A 16769-nucleotide genomic window follows, 5' to 3' on the forward strand; every position below is an offset into this window, starting at 1 on the left:
ATTGGTCGTTTTATTTGCTTGTTAGTCGATGTGGCATTCCAGTCTGTCTTATAAAAAAAACCTCAGGCCAGTTCAGGGTATATATTAGTGCACAGATTACCACTAAATAACCAATTTTACTATGAGTATCAGAGTCCTGACTTTATCAATACTGGCTTTACTTTCACTCGAACTGCTAGCCCAAGATCCTAAACACAAGAAAAAAATATTTAAAGACGAGGAAGGAAAAGTATTTGTCAATAAAGATTTGCCAGTGTACTTAAGCGTTTCCTCAACGCCTGATGGCAGTGATCGCGAACTTCTGGATGGCAAAAATCCTGCTTACAGCAGCCCAATGTATCTGGATTCAGAAGGTTATAATACCATCCGATCTCCATGGCAGGTAGATCCTGAGACAAAAAAAGTGGTTTATCCAAAAGCTGAGGTTGTATTTGAACTTTATGCTGACAGCAAACCACCTAGAACTGCAATAGACTTTGATTCTGAGAAGCTGGCCAAAGTCGGAGAACAAATTGTAATGAAAAGTGGCAAAGTGAGCCTTTCCGCAAGTGACGAGACTTCAGGCATTGAAGCAATCTACTATTCAATTGATAATGGACCGTTTGAAAAATACACCAGCCCGCTTGCTTTCAATGAAGAAAAGCCAAGTGCTGTAGCATACTACTCGGTAGACAATGTGGGCAACGCCGAAGAAATTTCAACTGTGAACCTATTGGTTGACAACTCAGCACCTGTTAGCGCACTCAACATAGAAGGTGATAAATCTGAAGATGTCCTATCTATTCGATCAACAATTGTTTTAGAAGCTAAAGACAATTCTTCAACTAGCAGCAAGGTATTTTATACCATTGATGATGGTAAGACATACATATATTCAAAGCCAATCGAAATCACCAATCTCAGCGAAGGAGAACATACAGTGACCTATTTTGCAGTAGATGATGTAGACAACAACGAGGAAAAGAAATCCTATAATTTCTTTTTAGATAAGTCTGCTCCTAGAGTCATTGACGAAATCATCGGGAATACATTTATTGCCAATGGCAAAGAATACTATTCAGGAAGAACAAAGCTTAAGCTTGTAGCAATGGACAACAAAGCTGGTGTCAAAGAGATCCGATATTCTGTTAACGGTGGAGAGTTTAAACTATACGAAAGCCCTTTCTACTTGTCTGAGGCAGGTAACCTTAACATTGAGGTATTGGTCATGGACAAGGTGAATAACCGAGTGCGAACTGCGGAATTCTCTGATAAAAACAATCTGCTAAGCTATGTAGACCTGGCCGGTCCAAAACTCAGACATTCGGTAGCGGGGCCTTCATTTACGGTCAAAGACACGATTTACATCTCAAAAGAAACTACAGTCAGCTTAAGAGGCTCAGATGACGACTCAGGATTTAAAGAAATTGATTATCAAATTGATAATGGTGCTTCGAGCACCTATACGGAGCCTTTTAGCATAGAGTCCGGAGGTTTTCACACCATCACTTATAATGGCTATGACAACCTGGCCAACTCAAGCACAGAAAGCATGATTTGCATGGTGGACAATGATGGACCTGAAGTGTATAATAGATTCAGCATCAACAGCAATAAAACGAAGGTCATCGAAGGAGAAACTGTAAATGTATATCCACCACATGTGGTGCTATTCCTTTCATCTACAGACAAAGGCGCTGGACTTGACAAGATCAGCTATCAGATAAATGATGGAAGTATGCTGGCTTACCGTAGTTTGATCGAGAATTTCAAAAAAAACAAGCTTTATCGAATCAATGTATCAGTTTTGGATAAGCTTGGAAACGAAAACCAGGAAGAAATAGCATTCTATATCGAATGATGAGTATGAAAAGAGCAGCCTATTTATGTCTTATTTTCTTTTGCATCGTCACATATACTATTGCACAAGATTTGAGTAGCGAAGCTTCCGATCAGGTAGTTCACTACGAGCAGGCGCTTCAAAAAGCGCTTGATGAAGCTAAATATGATAATGCTGCCGGTGTTTGCGGGAAAATTGCATACATCTATTGGAACAACAGAAAGTTTGACCAAGCCATTTCATTCTTTGAACAATCCATCGAACATAATCAGCAAGTAGGAAACAAGAATGGCATTAAGAGTGCATACTTTAATCTTGGTCTTGTTCGAATAGACAATGAACAATATGAAGAAGCACTAGAAGCTTTTAACCAAGGCATCTCACTTGCTAAAGAACTAAAGCAAAAGAATTTTATACTTTCCGGCCTCATTAACGCTGCATCCGTCAGCCAAAGTTTGGGTAGGAACAAGGAAGCTACCGAGCTGGCGCTGGAGGCGCTGGATTTTGCGCAAGAACTTGAAGATATAAATATGACCAAGCGATGCTATGGCATTCTGTACGAATGCTATCAAGCCATGGGAGAATCTGAAAAATCTATTGAATATTTCGACTTGTATTCTACAGTAGATAAATTCCTGCGTGATGAGCAAGCCAAAAAAATACAATCCGAATCACAACAGAAAGTCGCTCAAATAGCTACAGAAAAAGCCAAAACTGATCGAGAACTTGTAAACAGTAATTTCAAATTACAGGCTGCTCAGGACTCTTTGCAACGCGCAAATGAAATTGCAGAAAGACAAAGGCTTCAGCTTAAATTGAATGAGGTCACACTTAGAGAACAACAAACACAACTTGAAAAAGAACGACTGCTTCGTTTCGGTCTCATCATCATAATTGGTCTGACGCTTACGTTCCTTATTTTGCTCTACATTCAGTACAGACAAAAGAAGAAGAAAAACATCCTTCTTGCCGAGCAGAACCAAAAGATCAGTCAACAAAAGGAGGAGATTCAAAAACAAGGAAGCTACCTCACCATTAAAAATGATGAACTCTCTGCAGTAAACAAAGAGAAAAATCTGATGATGAGCATGGTGGCACACGATCTAAAAAAGCCCATCAACGACCTCAGTTCATTATCCCAGATCTTGGAGCAGTATGAAGATAAACTGCCGGAAGATTTCAATCATCTGGTAAGTGTACTTAAAAAATCATCCAAAGGATATCGGGATATGGTTCATAAAATCCTGGATGCTGGGGCCATCGAAAGTAGGAAACTAAACGTGGTTGAAGAAAAACTCCTAATCAAAGATGTGCTTGAGGATAATGTAGAATCGCAAAGCTTGACCGCTTCAGAAAAGCACATATCTTTCGATACCTCTCAGATTCCGGAAGATTCATTTATCCGTGGAGATAAAATATACCTTACCCAGGCAATTGAGAATGTCTTGTATAATGCCGTGAAATATTCGCCTGAGAAGTCCACTATCTATTTAGGAGCCAATAGAAGCAACGGATCTTTTGAAATCTTTGTAAAGGATGAAGGACCAGGTATGGATAAAGAAGATCTGACCTACTTATTCGAAACTTTCAGGCCACTGAAGAATGGCGATTTAGAATCTACAGGTTTAGGTCTGACAATTTCGCAGAAGTACATAGAGGCTATGAAAGGAGAAATTCGATGTGAAAGCGAACTTGGTAAAGGCACCACTTTCTACATGAAATTGCCACATTGGGACAATTAATCTCTATCACTTCATGAAGTTATCTCAAGACAGATAACCCCTTCCCTTATTTTACCTATTTTGGAGGTTCGACTTCATTGTCTACTACTCAGCTATGGATATAAACTACGGACCTTTATTCATCATTTTTGTTATTGCCTGGCTAGTGCCACTGATCCTATCATGGCTGGAGATATCCAAAGTTCCTGCGGTAGTGGTCAAAATTGTGTTAGGTGTCCTGATTGGTCCTTATGCCTTGGATTTAATGGAAGAAACTCCCTATATGGATTTTCTTGCTCAAACAGGCTTCCTCATTCTAATATTTCTAGCTGGACTTGAAATTGATATCAATAAGATTATCACTTCATTTCCCAGAAAGTTTCGCATGTTTGACATGGTGAGCAATACGCTTATCATGGCTATTATCATCTACTTTGGATCACTTATTCTATCACTTCCGGTTTCATGGCTAATCAACCAATTCATTGAGATTGACATTGTCTTTTATACACTCATCTTGCCAACGGTGGCAGTAAGCATCACTGTTCCGATTCTTAAAGCCGAAGGAGAGTTAACACGTCGTTTTGGTCAGGTTCTGCTAATGCAAGGAGCAATAGCCACAGTAATGAGTATTATCCTAATCTCAGTCTACTCTGGTGTATTGAAGAATGGATTTGAAGTTGAACTACTACTCTTTTCAGTGATTTTTCTGGTTTTCATAGTGACCTATATACTTGGAAAAAAGCTTTTAAAGGTGAGGATTTTTCAAAAGCTACTTTACACATTGGAGCATGCGGCAAGTCAGATAAGAGTACGAGGAGCTGTTGTGCTTTTACTGCTATTTGTCGTCGTAGCGCACCTTATAGATACTGAATATGTGATGGGTGCATTTTTTGCCGGAGCACTGCTCAGCATGTTCGTGAGCAAAGAACGATCTGCACTCTTGTTTAAGCTAGATGGTATGAGCTATGGATTCTTTATCCCGATCTTCTTTATCATGGTAGGTGTAAACCTCGACCTCTCAGCATTAAGCAACTTTCAGGAATCTATTCCATTGATTCTCACTTTGGTTTTTAGCTTCTTCTTTATTCAAATTATTCCTTCACTAATCATGATCCGGATATTTGGAATAAAAAGAGCCATTGCCGGAGGTGTTTTGAATACAGCAAGAATGGGATTGACCATTGCCACCGCGCAAGTAGGATTATCCCTTGGAGTGATTACCACAGCAGACAATGCAGGAATCGTAGCTTCATCAATTCTTGTGAGCCTGATCTCCCCTTTTATCTATCAATTATTTAGCAATGAAAGAGACGAGCATCATGGCATTTACATTTTTGGTGGAAGTCGAGCAAGTTTGTTTCTAGCGGAGCGGCTCAATATGCATGATTCGTCATCCATCACCTACCTCCAAAATAAGAATATCGTTCACGAGTTTGACAGAAAAGGCATTAAACATGTGGACGTAGAAAGTATAGATTCACAGTTTTTAAATACCCTGAAAATCCGACCTACCGATTTGGTCATTGTGCTAATGGAATCCAGAGTACTCAATTTGGAAATCACCAAATTCATCAAAAATGACCTCAGTCACACAAAGATTATTACACGCAAGCAGGCAGCTTCTCATGATTTGATTGATCCACATGGAGAACTTAAAATCGTCGACCATGATGAAGTATTGGCAAGTCATATTGAAGATATGGTCACACGTCCTAATTCTGTAGGCACCTTACAGGAAAGCTTTGGCATGTATCGGGTAGAAGAAATTCAAATTACCAATAAGGAGATTCATCGCAAATTGGTGAAAGAAGTGGCATTCCCTCCTTCCGGATCATTAGTAATTCAGCGCAGGAAAGACGAAATTTTTATACCTCATGGAGACACTCACTTGCTTATTGGTGACGTGATAACAGTTATCGGAAACACCACCGCACTCGCAGATTTTAGAAATCTATTGGAGAGCTGATTATTCTCTACGAATGGCTTCCACCGGATCTAGCTTAGATGCTTTCATCGCCGGGTACGTACCAAAAACGATTCCGACCAAGATGGAAACAGTCATAATGACTAAGAGTGTGTCCAGCGTGTAAGCCGCCTCGAAAGGCATTTTTGTCAAGTATTTCACGATTGGTACAGCGACCAATGTAAATAACACTCCCAGAATTAATCCCAGGAAGCTACCGATGAAGCTGATGCTTAATGATTCTGAAAGAAACTGGATGACTATATCCTTCCGCTTGGCTCCAACAGCCTTTCTCACCCCAATCTCAGCCGTACGCTCGGTCACGGAGATCAGCAATACATTCATTACTCCGATACCACCAACCAAGACAGAAATACCAACTATGAGTCCCATTATAATCCTGAAAACCAGAAAGCCCTGATTGGCTTGCTCTACCCGAAATCCATTAGTTACTACTCTAAAGTCTTCTGACTCATCCCCAAACTTGTCCTTCAAAAAGTCCTTCACCTGTTTTTCGACTTCAGGCACTTTCTCTACACTCGAAGCTATTAGGATTGCGCTTGGAGGTTTAGCTTCAAGCTTCTTATCCGTAATCAGTGAAATCGGACAAAAAATCTCCAGATTTTCTGAAGGGGCATCAATAATACCCACAATGGTGTATTCTGTTCCTTTAAATGCAATCTTACCAAGTGAAGATTCATTGGTCGTATCCAAGGCCATTGCCAGAGCGAGCTCTTGCGAAATTACCACATTAGGCAGCTGCTGATCCAAGTCATCCGATGAAATAAATCTGCCTGCAACCTGCCTCAAGCGATCGTTCCATTTATCTAAAATACCTGTTAGTAGGACGCCTCTTTCGATCGTGTCATTCAGCTGAATAAATCCAGATTCTTGATACCTCAGGTAACCCTCCGCATTTGGCAGCTCTTTCATCATTTCTTTGAAAACAGAATAGTCAAAATACTCATACTCTGACTTTCGGACATTAATATTATCCACTCGTTTGGTGGTGATCGTAGACACCATCACGCTCTCTAAAGAAGTAGTCTTAGAAATTTGCTCTTGCGCATACTTTTCCATTCCATCGATCAGGGATAAAATGGCTACAAGAGCCCCAACCCCAATGACCATTCCTAAAACAGATAGGAGTGTGTGAAAAAGGTTACTCCGAGCATTATGAAATGCTGTTTTAAAGGTGTGGATAATGTTTAGCATATAGTCACGATGATAATAAAACTAAAAATGTTACGCCTTGGGCTTCAAGAATGTAATTTTAATTATTTGTGCTGAGTCATCTGTGACCTTAAAAGCGTCAGATACACGCATATCGATAAGCCACGCAATGTGATCCTTACACTCCAAAACAAGGACTTCCTTTTTAATTGCAAGTGGCACTTTTTCATCGATAAGGTAATCGCTTATCTTCTTTTCACCCGTCATCCCAAATGGCTGAAACCTATCTCCCTTATGCCATGACCGAACCAACAAGGGAAACTTAAGTTTCCTGATATCAAAATAAGCGATGTGTGATGCTCCAAATACCACATCTTCTTTCCCTACCTGCTCAACTAGCATTTTTTCATTTCCTATCTCATACTCACCCGGAGAATCGATCCAAACCTCTACTTTTTTGCTCTCATCCTTATCAATGAAGAGTGTACTTCGATCCATTGTAATCAGCCAATCATGTACAGGAAAGCTTCTTCCAGATTTTCCAAATGCATCGTATATCTCTTTTGCTGTTGTATAGTTTACACCAAAAGGTGTAAGTAACTCAGCTAACACTAGTTCATCAGAAGAATTACTTAACCAACTTAGATCTAATTGAAATCCATTACTTCGTTTTGCCAAAAATGTCTTTCTGATTTCCTCCGTCCGCATATCGACAATCTCTGAAGCATAACTCAATCGCTCAGTGGTCAAACCAAAAGTTTTAAATAAGGAAGGATTGAGTTTTAGCAACTCCGGCACAACATCGTGCCTGATTAAATTCCGATCATAATCTGTTTTTGAGTTGCTCGAGTCCTCGCGCCATTCCAGATCTTGTTGCATGGCAAAATCATGGAGCCTTTGCTTGTCTGCAAACAATAGCGGCCTGATTACATTCTCATTTTTAACAGAAATTCCAGACATTCCTTTAATTCCCGTTCCACGCGTGAGATTAATTAAGATCGTTTCCAGAGAATCACTCAAATGATGCGCGGTAGCCACTTTATCATAGTTGTGTTCTAAGGCCAGCTCAGTAAACCATTCATACCTGGCATTTCTTGCTTCCAATTGAACTGAGCCAGTAATTTCAATGGCTTTGGCATGACAGCTTATATCTTGCTTATCCGCCCAATCCATAACAAATGCCTCATCACCATCAGACTCATCACCTCTCAATCCATAATTGCAATGTGCAATAGCGATCGGTATTTTTTCCTTCAAAAAGAGGTGAGCCATGACCATCGAATCCAAACCTCCGCTCACTGCCAACAGCACTTTTTCGCCTTTCTTTACCAAATCATTCGTTAGAATGAAATCATGGAACTGTTTTTGTAAAGATTGCACGACTTGATCAGTTAATTTTGCGAAATGCGGAAGTTAATCCAAACCATTTTTGTTTTCATTATTCTATTCACGACAATGAGCGCCCAGGCTCAAAAAATAGATCGAATAAAATACAAAGCTGATGATTTATTTGAATTTCGGAAAAATGGAGAAAAAATTCGCCGACTAATCGGTAATGTGGTTTTTGTACAAGAAACATCAACTATGTACTGTGACAGCTCTTATTACTACGTGAAAGACAATGTGATGGAAGCGTTCGGTCGGGTGAAAATTGTGGACGACTCTGTGACGATTACTTCAAAAAAGCTGATTTATAATGGTCAGGACCGCACATCAAAACTCAGAGAAAATGTGGTGTATACCAAAGGCGATCAACGTCTAACCACAGAATTCCTGGACTATCACATGGATACGGAAGTGGGTCAATATTTTAATGGCGGAAAATTGAAAGACTCAGTAAACGTCCTTACCAGCCAATCTGGCTACTATTATGGACTTCAGAAGTATGCGATGTTTTACAGTGACGTGGTACTTACAGCGCCCGATTATGTCTTAAAATCCGACACCCTTAGATACAACACGGTTCCCAAAATTGCCATCACAGAAGGAAAAACCACCATCATTACAGAAGATGAATCAATCCTTCATTCCAAAGGAGGAACCTTTAGAACACGCATAGAACAGTCTGAATTTGTAGACGGAACAGTAGAAACCATTGATTATTACATGGAAGGCGATGAGCTGTTTTTTGACGACCTCAGAAAGTATTATGATGCTGCAGGCAATGTGAAGCTTACTGCTAAAAATGAAGACATTGTGATCACCGGTGATTATGGATATTCTGACAAAAACAACGGTGTGAGTAAGGTGTATGGAAATGCGTTGATGCGACGTTTCTTGCAAAAAGACACCTTGTATGTTGCTGCAGACACTTTGGTTTCTATAGAAAGTGAGTACGATTCAGCCAAAAGAATTCTTGCCTATCATAACGTAAGGATTTGGAAAAGTAATCTTCAAGGTCTGTCCGATTCTGCATCCTATTACCTGCACGACTCCCTTTTATACTTTTATGAAGATCCCATTTTCTGGAATCTCAACAATCAGTTGGAAGGCGATACAATAGTTATGGAAGTAACTGAAAAAGAGATAAAAAATATGTCTCTGCTTCAACGAGCATTTTTGACAACTGAGGATACCATACAGAACTATAATCAAATAAAGGGTCGGACAATGAATGCGATTTTTGAAGCTTCAAAAATCGACCGAATCTATGTTAATGGTAATGGCGAAAGTATTTACTATGTACTTGACGAAAACGACCCGAACAATATTTTCACACTCGGGATGAATCGAATCCTCTGCAGTGATATGACCATTAGGTTTAAAAATGAAAAGCTGGATAATATTTCATTCTACAAAAAACCTGAAGCTCGATTCATACCTCCGCATGAATTAACGCCAGATGTACAAAAACTAGATGGGTTTGAGTGGCGTGGCGACAAAAGACCTGAACTAAAGGATCTTCTTACAGATGTGATAATTGGTCCATCTCTACCGGAAAAATCAACAAAACCGATCCCAGACCAGGAAATTAATCTAAAAAGTAAGTCAAAAAAGAACCTCAAAACGTTAAAAACCCTTAAAGGCGAGGGTGAATGATTGAGTCCTTGTTTCCGTTTAAGGTATAAGTCCTTAGTTTTGCCGACCTATTAAAAAATTATGAGGGAAATTCGAATACTTTTCTTACTTATCATAGCCGTGAGTGTAGCTGGCTGTAGCAAGTTTCGTAAGATTCAAAAAAGTGGAGATTGGAAAGTGAAGTACGAAGCTGCACTTGAATATTATGAAAAGGAAGATTATCACCGAACCATCCTCCTTTTAGAAGATATTCTTCCAATTATTCGCGGAACAGAAGAGGCCGAACTTGGCAATTTTTACCTTTCGTATAGCTATTATTATCAAAAGCAATACATCCTGAGTGCGCACCACTTCAATGAGTTTGTAAGAATATATGGTCGGTCAGAATATGTAATGGAAGCTGCCTATATGCATGCATACTCACTCTATTTACAGTCACCCGATTATCAGCTGGATCAAACTGTGACTTATGAGGCCGTGACAGCCATGCAAAAGTTCATCAATAAATATCCGGCTTCAGACTATGCTCCGGAGGCTGATCGCATCATTGATGATATGCAGCAAAAACTTGAGAAAAAAGCCTACGAACAATGCAAACTCTATTACAAGCTAAGAAGATATAAGGCTGCTTTGGTGGTATATGACAACTTTTCAAAAGATTTTCCAGATTCAGACTACAATGAAGAGGTAGACTATCTGGAGATAGAAACATCTTATGATTACGCCAAGGCAAGTATAGAAAAGAGGCAAGAGGAGCGTTACAAAAACACAGTGGATTTCTACCTTTCTTTCCTGGAAAAATATCCAAGCAGCAAATATTTAAAAGATGCAGAGAAGATTTATGGTGATTGCATCGAAGAAATAACTAAATTTGCCGATTCAAATTAAAAAGAACGAAATGCAGCATATAATTTCCTCACTTATTACGAGAGACAACCAGGACATCTTAGAGCCTACCGGCAATTTGTATGAGTCTTTGGTAATCATCGCTAAGAGAGCAAGACAAATCAGCGCAAATCAAAAAGAAGAGCTGAATTCTAAGCTTGCTGAATTCGCTTCTTCAGTGGATAATTTGGAAGAAATCTTTGAAAACAGAGAGCAAATTGAAATCTCTAAATTCTATGAGCGTATGCCAAAACCAACTACTTCGGCAATTGAAGAGTTTTTGAATGGCGAGCTTAATTTCAGATTACCTGAAGAAGAAGACGAGTCTAGTTCGGATTTAGCATAAATTAGTCGCCATGTTGGCGGGTAAAAAAATATTATTAGCGGTTTGTGGTTCGATAGCGGCCTATAAAACCGCTTTTTTTGTGCGCCTTTTGGTAAAAGAAGGTGCCGAAGTAAAGGTGATAATGACCGAAAGCGCAAAGGACTTTATCACTCCTCTAACCTTAGCCACTCTTTCCAAAAACCCGGTCCACTCAGAATACTTTGACAAAGCCAGCGGAGAATGGCATAATCATGTAGAGCTCGGAATGTGGGCAGATTTAATGCTTATTGCCCCACTCAGTGCTAACACACTAGGAAAGATGGCCAACGGCATCTGTGATAACCTCTTGCTGGCTACTTACCTTTCTGCCAAATGTCCTGTTATGGTTGCACCTGCAATGGATCTGGACATGTACCAACATCCGACTACCTTGGAGAACCTCCGCAAACTTCAAACTTTTGGAAACGAGGTAATAGAGGCTCGTGATGGTGAATTGGCCAGTGGACTCTCGGGCCAAGGTCGAATGGCAGAGCCGGAAGAGTTACTCGAACTCGTAAAAAAAAAGTTCATTAATGCAGCAGCCCTAAAAGGCAAGCGCGTTCTTATCACTTCAGGCCCCACTTTTGAAGCGATTGATCCCGTTCGGTTTATTGGCAACCACTCTTCAGGGAAGATGGGCACTGCCATCGCCAAAGCATTTCAAAAGGTCGGCGCCACGATAACCATGGTCTCCGGTCCCGCTGCACATTTTCCCCAGCATGGCAAATTGATCAAAGTATCCTCCGCCAATGAGATGCTGGCTGAAACCGAAAAACTACATGGAGAAGCTGATATTGTGGTTTTTTCGGCTGCCGTTTCAGATTATCGTCCCGAAAATCCAGCCAAAGACAAAATCAAGAAAAAGGAAAATACGCTTCAGGTCAACCTGATTAAGAATCCCGACATTGCCGCAGAACTTGGCAAAAAGAAGAAAAAACAATTCCATATCGGGTTTGCCTTAGAAACTAACCATGAAGAGGTCAACGCAAAAGAGAAACTAAAAAAGAAAAATTTCGACCTGATCGTGCTGAACTCACTCAATGATAAAGGCGCAGGATTTCAGCAAGACACCAACAAGGTTACGTTCTTTGATAAGAACAATAACGAGCACAAATTTGAGTTGAAAAGTAAGACCGAAGTGGCGCAAGACATTGTTGATTATGTCATAAAAAATCTCAAATGAAAACTCTTGGACTTGTTCTCGTATTCCTAACCAGTATTTCTTTCGCGCAAGAGCTCAACTGTCGGGTAATTGTAAATGCTCAACAAGTGCAAACCACAGAACGCGCAGTATTTGCTGAGATGGAAACAGAATTTGCCCAATTCCTAAACACGACCAAATGGACAAACGATACCTTTGAAGAAGAGGAAGTAATTAACTGTAACCTGGTAATTACCATCTCTGATATGCCCAGTGTGGGCGTGTTCAAAGCTTCCGTTCAGGTTCTTTCCAGTCGTGCTGTTTATGGTTCCGGATATGAAACCGTAATAATGAATTTTGCAGATCGAGATTGGGACTTTGAGTATGTACAATCGCAACCACTCAGGTTTAATGAAAATATCTTCACAAGTAATATCACCTCCATGCTGGCTTATTATGCCTACATGATCATTGGCTTTGATTACGATACATTTTCTGAACTGGGAGGAACTCCGCATTTTGAAAATGCATTTAAAATTGTCAACAATGCCCAACAAACAAGTTATAATGGATGGCAACAATTCAACAGCGTGAGAAACCGATACTGGTTAGTAGAAAATGTACAAAATCCACAACTAGAGCCTATTAGAAAAGCGTTATATAAATACCACAGAAATGGACTCGACATCATTACAGAAGATCGTCAGCAAACTGAAAAGATGATACTTGAAGCACTTTCAGATATACAGCGAGCAAATAGAGCACGTCCCAGATCTATCTTGACTATAAGTTTTATGGATGCCAAGTCTGGCGAACTCCTGCAATTGTTTTCAGAATCAAGCCTGGCTACACGTAGACAGGCTTACAACTTACTTAGCAATATTGATCCGTCAAGAACCGACGAATATAAGTCGTTGATTGAGTAGTCTCTGATATCTTTGTTACTCATAATATGATCAAGTCGCTCCAGATAAAAAACTATGCTCTCATTCAGGAGTTGGAAATGTCTCCTTCTCCAAATCTCAATATTATCACTGGAGAGACCGGAGCAGGTAAATCCATTATGCTGGGAGCTGTTGGCCTATTGCTTGGCAAGAGAGCAGACACGAAGGTCCTCCTCGATGAAAATCAAAAATGTATTGTGGAAGGCACCTTCGATATTTCCTCCTACACGCTGAAGAAAATATTTGAAGAAGAAGATCTGGATTACGAAACCGAATGCGTCATCCGACGTGAGATTAGTCCTGCCGGAAAATCTCGCGCTTTTGTAAATGACACTCCCACAAATCTTTCAGCACTTAAGGCGATTGGTGAAAAATTGATGGATGTTCATTCCCAACATGAATCACTCCAATTGGGAAACAACACCTATCAACTCAATGCACTCGACGCATTCGCATCCCACCCAGAGTTGATTTCCAGCTATAAGGGATCCTTTCAAAACTATTCTCAAGCAAAGAAAGAGCTGAGCAGGCTTGAATCCCTTGCTTCGCAAAGTGCAGAGGACGCAGACTACAAACAGTTTTTACTCAACGAACTTTCAGAAGCACAACTCGATGATTTAAACCAGGAAGAACTGGAAAATGAGCTTGAGGTTTTAGAAAATGCAGAAGACATCAAACTCAAGCTCTCGCAAATTACCCATATGCTTGATGAATCTGAGGTGGCAATTCTTCAGCAATTGACAGAGTCTAAATCCTTGATTAATACGCTTTCGTCATTTTCGAAGGAACTTGAGGAACTAAGCAACAGGCTGGATAGCACTTCAATTGAGTTGACAGACATTTTAGCTGAAATGCAGCGGGTACAAGACAAGGTAGAACACGACCCTGAAAAAATCCAGGAACTGAAAGATCGTATCGATCTATTGTTCAGATTACAAAAAAAACACAGTGTTTTGACTGTCTCTGAGTTAATAGAAATTCGCAATGATCTGGACAAGAGCCTGAGTCAGGTAGCCAATCTTGATAGCGACATAGCTAAGGCAAAAGCTGAACTTGCAAAGACAGAGAAAGCCATGCTCCAACATGCCGAAAAGCTCACTGAATCCAGAAAGCTCTTTGCGCTCAATTTTGCTGACGAAATTGAAAAAATCATCCATCAAATCGGTATCGATAACGGTACCGTTGAGATTAAGATCAAGCAGATAGAGCCTGCAGCAAATGGATTGGATGAGATTGAGATGCACTTCAGTGCCAACAAAGGAATAAAGCCACAGGAGCTCAAAGAAGTAGCTTCCGGTGGTGAATTCTCACGATTGATTTTTGCGGTGAAATACCTCATAGCTGACAAAACCGCTATGCCGACCATCATATTTGATGAAATTGACACTGGTGTTTCGGGCGAAGTAGCGCTTCAGATGATCCGTATGATGAAAGAAATGTCCAGGAATCACCAAGTGATCAGCATCAGCCATCTTCCCCAGTTTGCTGCCGGAGGAAACGCACACTACTATGTCTACAAAGATCACAGCTCCGACCGCTCTGTCAGCCGCATTAAACGTCTGGCCGATCAAGACAGAATAACCGAAATCGCTAAGATGATCGGTGGTGAAAACCCGGGCGCTTCTGCCATGGAAAGTGCCAAGGAGTTGTTGCAGCTTTAATCAAATCCTAATTTTGGCCTCACCCTGAATTTATTTCAGCGTCTGTTCATACTAAGATATATTTGAATTCTGAATGAAGTTCAGAATGACTATCAATTAAGAATAATCAAAAAACTATGTCACATAATCTACTGAAAGGAAAAAGAGGAATCATTTCTGGCGCTTTGGATCAAAATTCCATCGCGTGGAAAGTAGCTGAGAAAGCTCACGAGCAAGGAGCCACATTCACCTTGACAAATGCTCCTATCGCTATGCGAATGGGTGAGATCAATAAACTAGGCGAGCAATGCAACGCAGAGATCATTCCTGCCGATGCTACTTCCATGGAAGATCTAGAAAATCTATTTACAAAGTCTCAGGAAGCACTTGGTGGCAAGATCGACTTTGTACTTCACTCAATCGGCATGAGTCCGAATGTTCGGAAAGGAAAAGATTACGGAGATTTAAACTACGACTGGTTCCAAAAAACATTGGATGTTTCCGCTCTATCATTTCATAAGATGATGCAGACAGCCGAAAAACTGGATGCCATGAACGAGTGGGGTTCAATCCTTGGACTTTCCTATATCGCCGCTCAAAGAACATTCCCTGATTATGCAGACATGGCACAAGCCAAAGCACTGCTCGAATCCATTGCAAGAAGCTATGGCTACCGATTCGGTGTAAGCAAGAAGGTACGTGTGAACACCATTTCACAATCACCGACTATGACCACAGCCGGTTCAGGCGTACCAGGCTTTGATGTATTCTTTAACTATGCGGATAAAATGTCTCCGCTTGGAAACGCTGACGCTGAAAGCTGTGCAGACTACTGTATCTCCATGTTCTCAGATCTCACCAGAATGGTGACCATGCAAAACCTAATGCACGATGGTGGATTCTCTACCTCAGGCATTACCGATGCAATGGTGGAAGAGCTAAGTAAGTGACAGTTTTTAACTGTCATCCTGAACGCAGTGAAGGATCTATCAACAACGGAGATAGATTCCTCCTTTCGTCGGAATGACATTCAAGAATAATCAGCCAAAATGATCACCTTCCCCAACGCTAAAATCAATCTTGGACTCAACATTGTGAGCAAGCGGGAAGATGGATATCACAATATTGAAAGCTGCTTCTATCCTATCCCATGGCATGACAGCCTGGAAGTGATAGAAGCAGCTTCTTTTGCTTTTCACAGCTATGGATTAGATATCCCGGGAGACTCATCTTCCAACTTGTGCGTAAAAGCCTTTGAGTTGATCAAAAAAGATCACCATATCCCTTCGGTGGAGATTCATCTTTTAAAAAACATACCAATGGGTGCAGGACTTGGAGGTGGCTCTGCAGATGGAGCATTTATGCTTAAGATGCTTAACGAAATGTTTCGACTCAGTCTGACTGACTCGCAACTTGAGACTTATGCTTTACAACTTGGGAGCGACTGCCCATTCTTTATTAAGAATCAACCAGTGATCGCAATGGGACGTGGGGAACAATTAACCTCTATTGATCTTGATCTTTCAGGTTATCATCTGGCAATTCATAATCCGGGCATTCATGTAAGCACCAGAGAAGCATATGGCGGTGTATCGCCAAAAAATCCTACAAAGTCTGTAAGGGAGATTATCCAGACACCCCTTAAGCATTGGAAAGGTACATTGGTCAATAATTTTGAATCGTCCATTTTCCCAAACCATCCGGCTATCGCCGATTTAAAGCAAGAAATGTATGATACAGGTGCTGTGTATGCTTCCATGACTGGAAGTGGAAGCACGGTGTTTGGGTTGTTTGAGGGAGAGGTTAAAGGCAAAGGATGGAAATGCCTTTCGACATAAATCATCAAAATTGATACAGTCATAAAACCACAAAAAATCAATTTAGAGGAATAGCCTTTATTTGAAAATCTATCTAAAGAATTTTTAAGAATTGCCCCGTTCTCCAACGAGAATACCAGGTTAGACCTAGCCATCAGAAACGTTTGAATTTGAATATTGCCTCCCAACAGAGCTATCTATTGAAAGGACAAACTCTCGTGCCCAAAAAAACTTACAAAGTTCAATACGAATATTCGGGAATACGCATTTATACAAGCTAA

The 16769-nt window shown here is 40.5% G+C and carries 13 protein-coding genes; 11 read left to right on the forward strand and 2 right to left on the reverse strand.

Translation table 11 applies throughout. The features are described from left to right. Positions 1-121: 121 nt before the first annotated feature. From ACL8WY_RS05310 to ACL8WY_RS05320, 3 genes are all read left to right on the forward strand, one after another. Positions 122-1840 carry an OmpL47-type beta-barrel domain-containing protein gene (locus ACL8WY_RS05310; RefSeq protein WP_436517388.1) on the forward strand — a complete coding sequence of 573 codons (1719 nt, stop codon included), beginning with the start codon at positions 122-124 and terminating at the stop codon, positions 1838-1840. A gap of 5 nt (positions 1841-1845) precedes the next feature. Then, positions 1846-3561: a tetratricopeptide repeat-containing sensor histidine kinase gene (locus ACL8WY_RS05315; RefSeq protein WP_436517389.1), complete on the forward strand. Its 1716-nt coding sequence runs from the start codon at positions 1846-1848 to the stop codon at positions 3559-3561. Positions 3562-3655: 94 nt separating this feature from the next. Then, a complete protein-coding gene (locus tag ACL8WY_RS05320) occupies positions 3656-5509 on the forward strand; it encodes a cation:proton antiporter domain-containing protein (protein WP_436517390.1) in 1854 nt (617 codons plus the stop codon). On the opposite strand, the gene ACL8WY_RS05325 is transcribed toward ACL8WY_RS05320, so the two are convergent. Together ACL8WY_RS05325 and tilS are read right to left on the reverse strand one after the other, a co-directional pair. Beyond that, a complete protein-coding gene (locus ACL8WY_RS05325) occupies positions 5510-6721 on the reverse strand; it encodes an ABC transporter permease (RefSeq protein ID WP_436517391.1) in 1212 nt (403 codons plus the stop codon). 30 nt (positions 6722-6751) lie between these two features. Next, the gene (gene tilS / locus ACL8WY_RS05330; RefSeq protein ID WP_436517392.1) at positions 6752-8059 is read right to left on the reverse strand and encodes a tRNA lysidine(34) synthetase TilS; all 1308 of its coding nucleotides are present in this window, start codon (positions 8057-8059) and stop codon (positions 6752-6754) included. A 24-nt stretch (positions 8060-8083) separates the two neighbouring features. On the opposite strand from tilS, the gene ACL8WY_RS05335 reads away from it, so the two are divergent. The 8 genes from ACL8WY_RS05335 to ispE all read left to right on the forward strand — a co-directional run bounded on the left by ACL8WY_RS05335 (position 8084) and on the right by ispE (position 16509). Further along, positions 8084-9718 (forward strand): OstA-like protein, encoded by a 1635-nt coding sequence (locus ACL8WY_RS05335; RefSeq protein ID WP_436517393.1) that lies wholly within the window; start codon positions 8084-8086, stop codon positions 9716-9718. A gap of 60 nt (positions 9719-9778) precedes the next feature. Continuing rightward, positions 9779-10585 carry an outer membrane protein assembly factor BamD gene (locus ACL8WY_RS05340; RefSeq protein ID WP_436517394.1) on the forward strand — a complete coding sequence of 269 codons (807 nt, stop codon included), beginning with the start codon at positions 9779-9781 and terminating at the stop codon, positions 10583-10585. A 10-nt stretch (positions 10586-10595) separates the two neighbouring features. Then, positions 10596-10928 (forward strand): DNA-directed RNA polymerase subunit omega, encoded by a 333-nt coding sequence (locus tag ACL8WY_RS05345; RefSeq protein WP_436517395.1) that lies wholly within the window; start codon positions 10596-10598, stop codon positions 10926-10928. Between the two features lie 10 nt (positions 10929-10938). Further along, the gene (coaBC, locus tag ACL8WY_RS05350) at positions 10939-12129 is read left to right on the forward strand and encodes a bifunctional phosphopantothenoylcysteine decarboxylase/phosphopantothenate--cysteine ligase CoaBC (RefSeq protein ID WP_436517396.1); all 1191 of its coding nucleotides are present in this window, start codon (positions 10939-10941) and stop codon (positions 12127-12129) included. After that, entirely contained in the window at positions 12126-13013 is an 888-nt protein-coding gene (locus ACL8WY_RS05355; protein ID WP_436517397.1) for a DUF4835 family protein, read from the forward strand. The genes coaBC and ACL8WY_RS05355 overlap by 4 nt, the downstream gene beginning before the upstream one ends. A gap of 26 nt (positions 13014-13039) precedes the next feature. Next, complete coding sequence (gene recN, locus ACL8WY_RS05360; protein ID WP_436517398.1) at positions 13040-14692, forward strand: DNA repair protein RecN; 1653 nt, start codon at positions 13040-13042, stop codon at positions 14690-14692. Between the two features lie 116 nt (positions 14693-14808). Continuing rightward, complete coding sequence (locus ACL8WY_RS05365; protein ID WP_436517399.1) at positions 14809-15621, forward strand: enoyl-ACP reductase FabI; 813 nt, start codon at positions 14809-14811, stop codon at positions 15619-15621. 99 nt (positions 15622-15720) lie between these two features. Continuing rightward, positions 15721-16509 carry a 4-(cytidine 5'-diphospho)-2-C-methyl-D-erythritol kinase gene (ispE, locus tag ACL8WY_RS05370; RefSeq protein ID WP_436517400.1) on the forward strand — a complete coding sequence of 263 codons (789 nt, stop codon included), beginning with the start codon at positions 15721-15723 and terminating at the stop codon, positions 16507-16509. The last annotated feature ends 260 nt before the right edge of the window (positions 16510-16769 follow it).

The organism is Ekhidna algicida (assembly GCF_051379705.1).
GTDB lineage: Bacteria > Bacteroidota > Bacteroidia > Cytophagales > Cyclobacteriaceae > Ekhidna.

Excerpts from the sequence above, each read along its gene's own strand:
- ACL8WY_RS05310 (WP_436517388.1), top strand. The coding sequence starts at position 122 with ATGAGTATCAGAGTCCTGACTTTATCAATACTGGCTTTACTTTCACTC.
- ACL8WY_RS05315 (WP_436517389.1), top strand. The coding sequence starts at position 1,846 with ATGAAAAGAGCAGCCTATTTATGTCTTATTTTCTTTTGCATCGTCACA.
- ACL8WY_RS05320 (WP_436517390.1), top strand. The coding sequence starts at position 3,656 with ATGGATATAAACTACGGACCTTTATTCATCATTTTTGTTATTGCCTGG.
- ACL8WY_RS05325 (WP_436517391.1), bottom strand. The coding sequence starts at position 6,721 with ATGCTAAACATTATCCACACCTTTAAAACAGCATTTCATAATGCTCGG.
- ACL8WY_RS05335 (WP_436517393.1), top strand. The coding sequence starts at position 8,084 with ATGCGGAAGTTAATCCAAACCATTTTTGTTTTCATTATTCTATTCACG.
- ACL8WY_RS05340 (WP_436517394.1), top strand. The coding sequence starts at position 9,779 with ATGAGGGAAATTCGAATACTTTTCTTACTTATCATAGCCGTGAGTGTA.
- ACL8WY_RS05345 (WP_436517395.1), top strand. The coding sequence starts at position 10,596 with ATGCAGCATATAATTTCCTCACTTATTACGAGAGACAACCAGGACATC.
- coaBC (WP_436517396.1), top strand. The coding sequence starts at position 10,939 with ATGTTGGCGGGTAAAAAAATATTATTAGCGGTTTGTGGTTCGATAGCG.
- ACL8WY_RS05355 (WP_436517397.1), top strand. The coding sequence starts at position 12,126 with ATGAAAACTCTTGGACTTGTTCTCGTATTCCTAACCAGTATTTCTTTC.
- recN (WP_436517398.1), top strand. The coding sequence starts at position 13,040 with ATGATCAAGTCGCTCCAGATAAAAAACTATGCTCTCATTCAGGAGTTG.
- ACL8WY_RS05365 (WP_436517399.1), top strand. The coding sequence starts at position 14,809 with ATGTCACATAATCTACTGAAAGGAAAAAGAGGAATCATTTCTGGCGCT.
- ispE (WP_436517400.1), top strand. The coding sequence starts at position 15,721 with ATGATCACCTTCCCCAACGCTAAAATCAATCTTGGACTCAACATTGTG.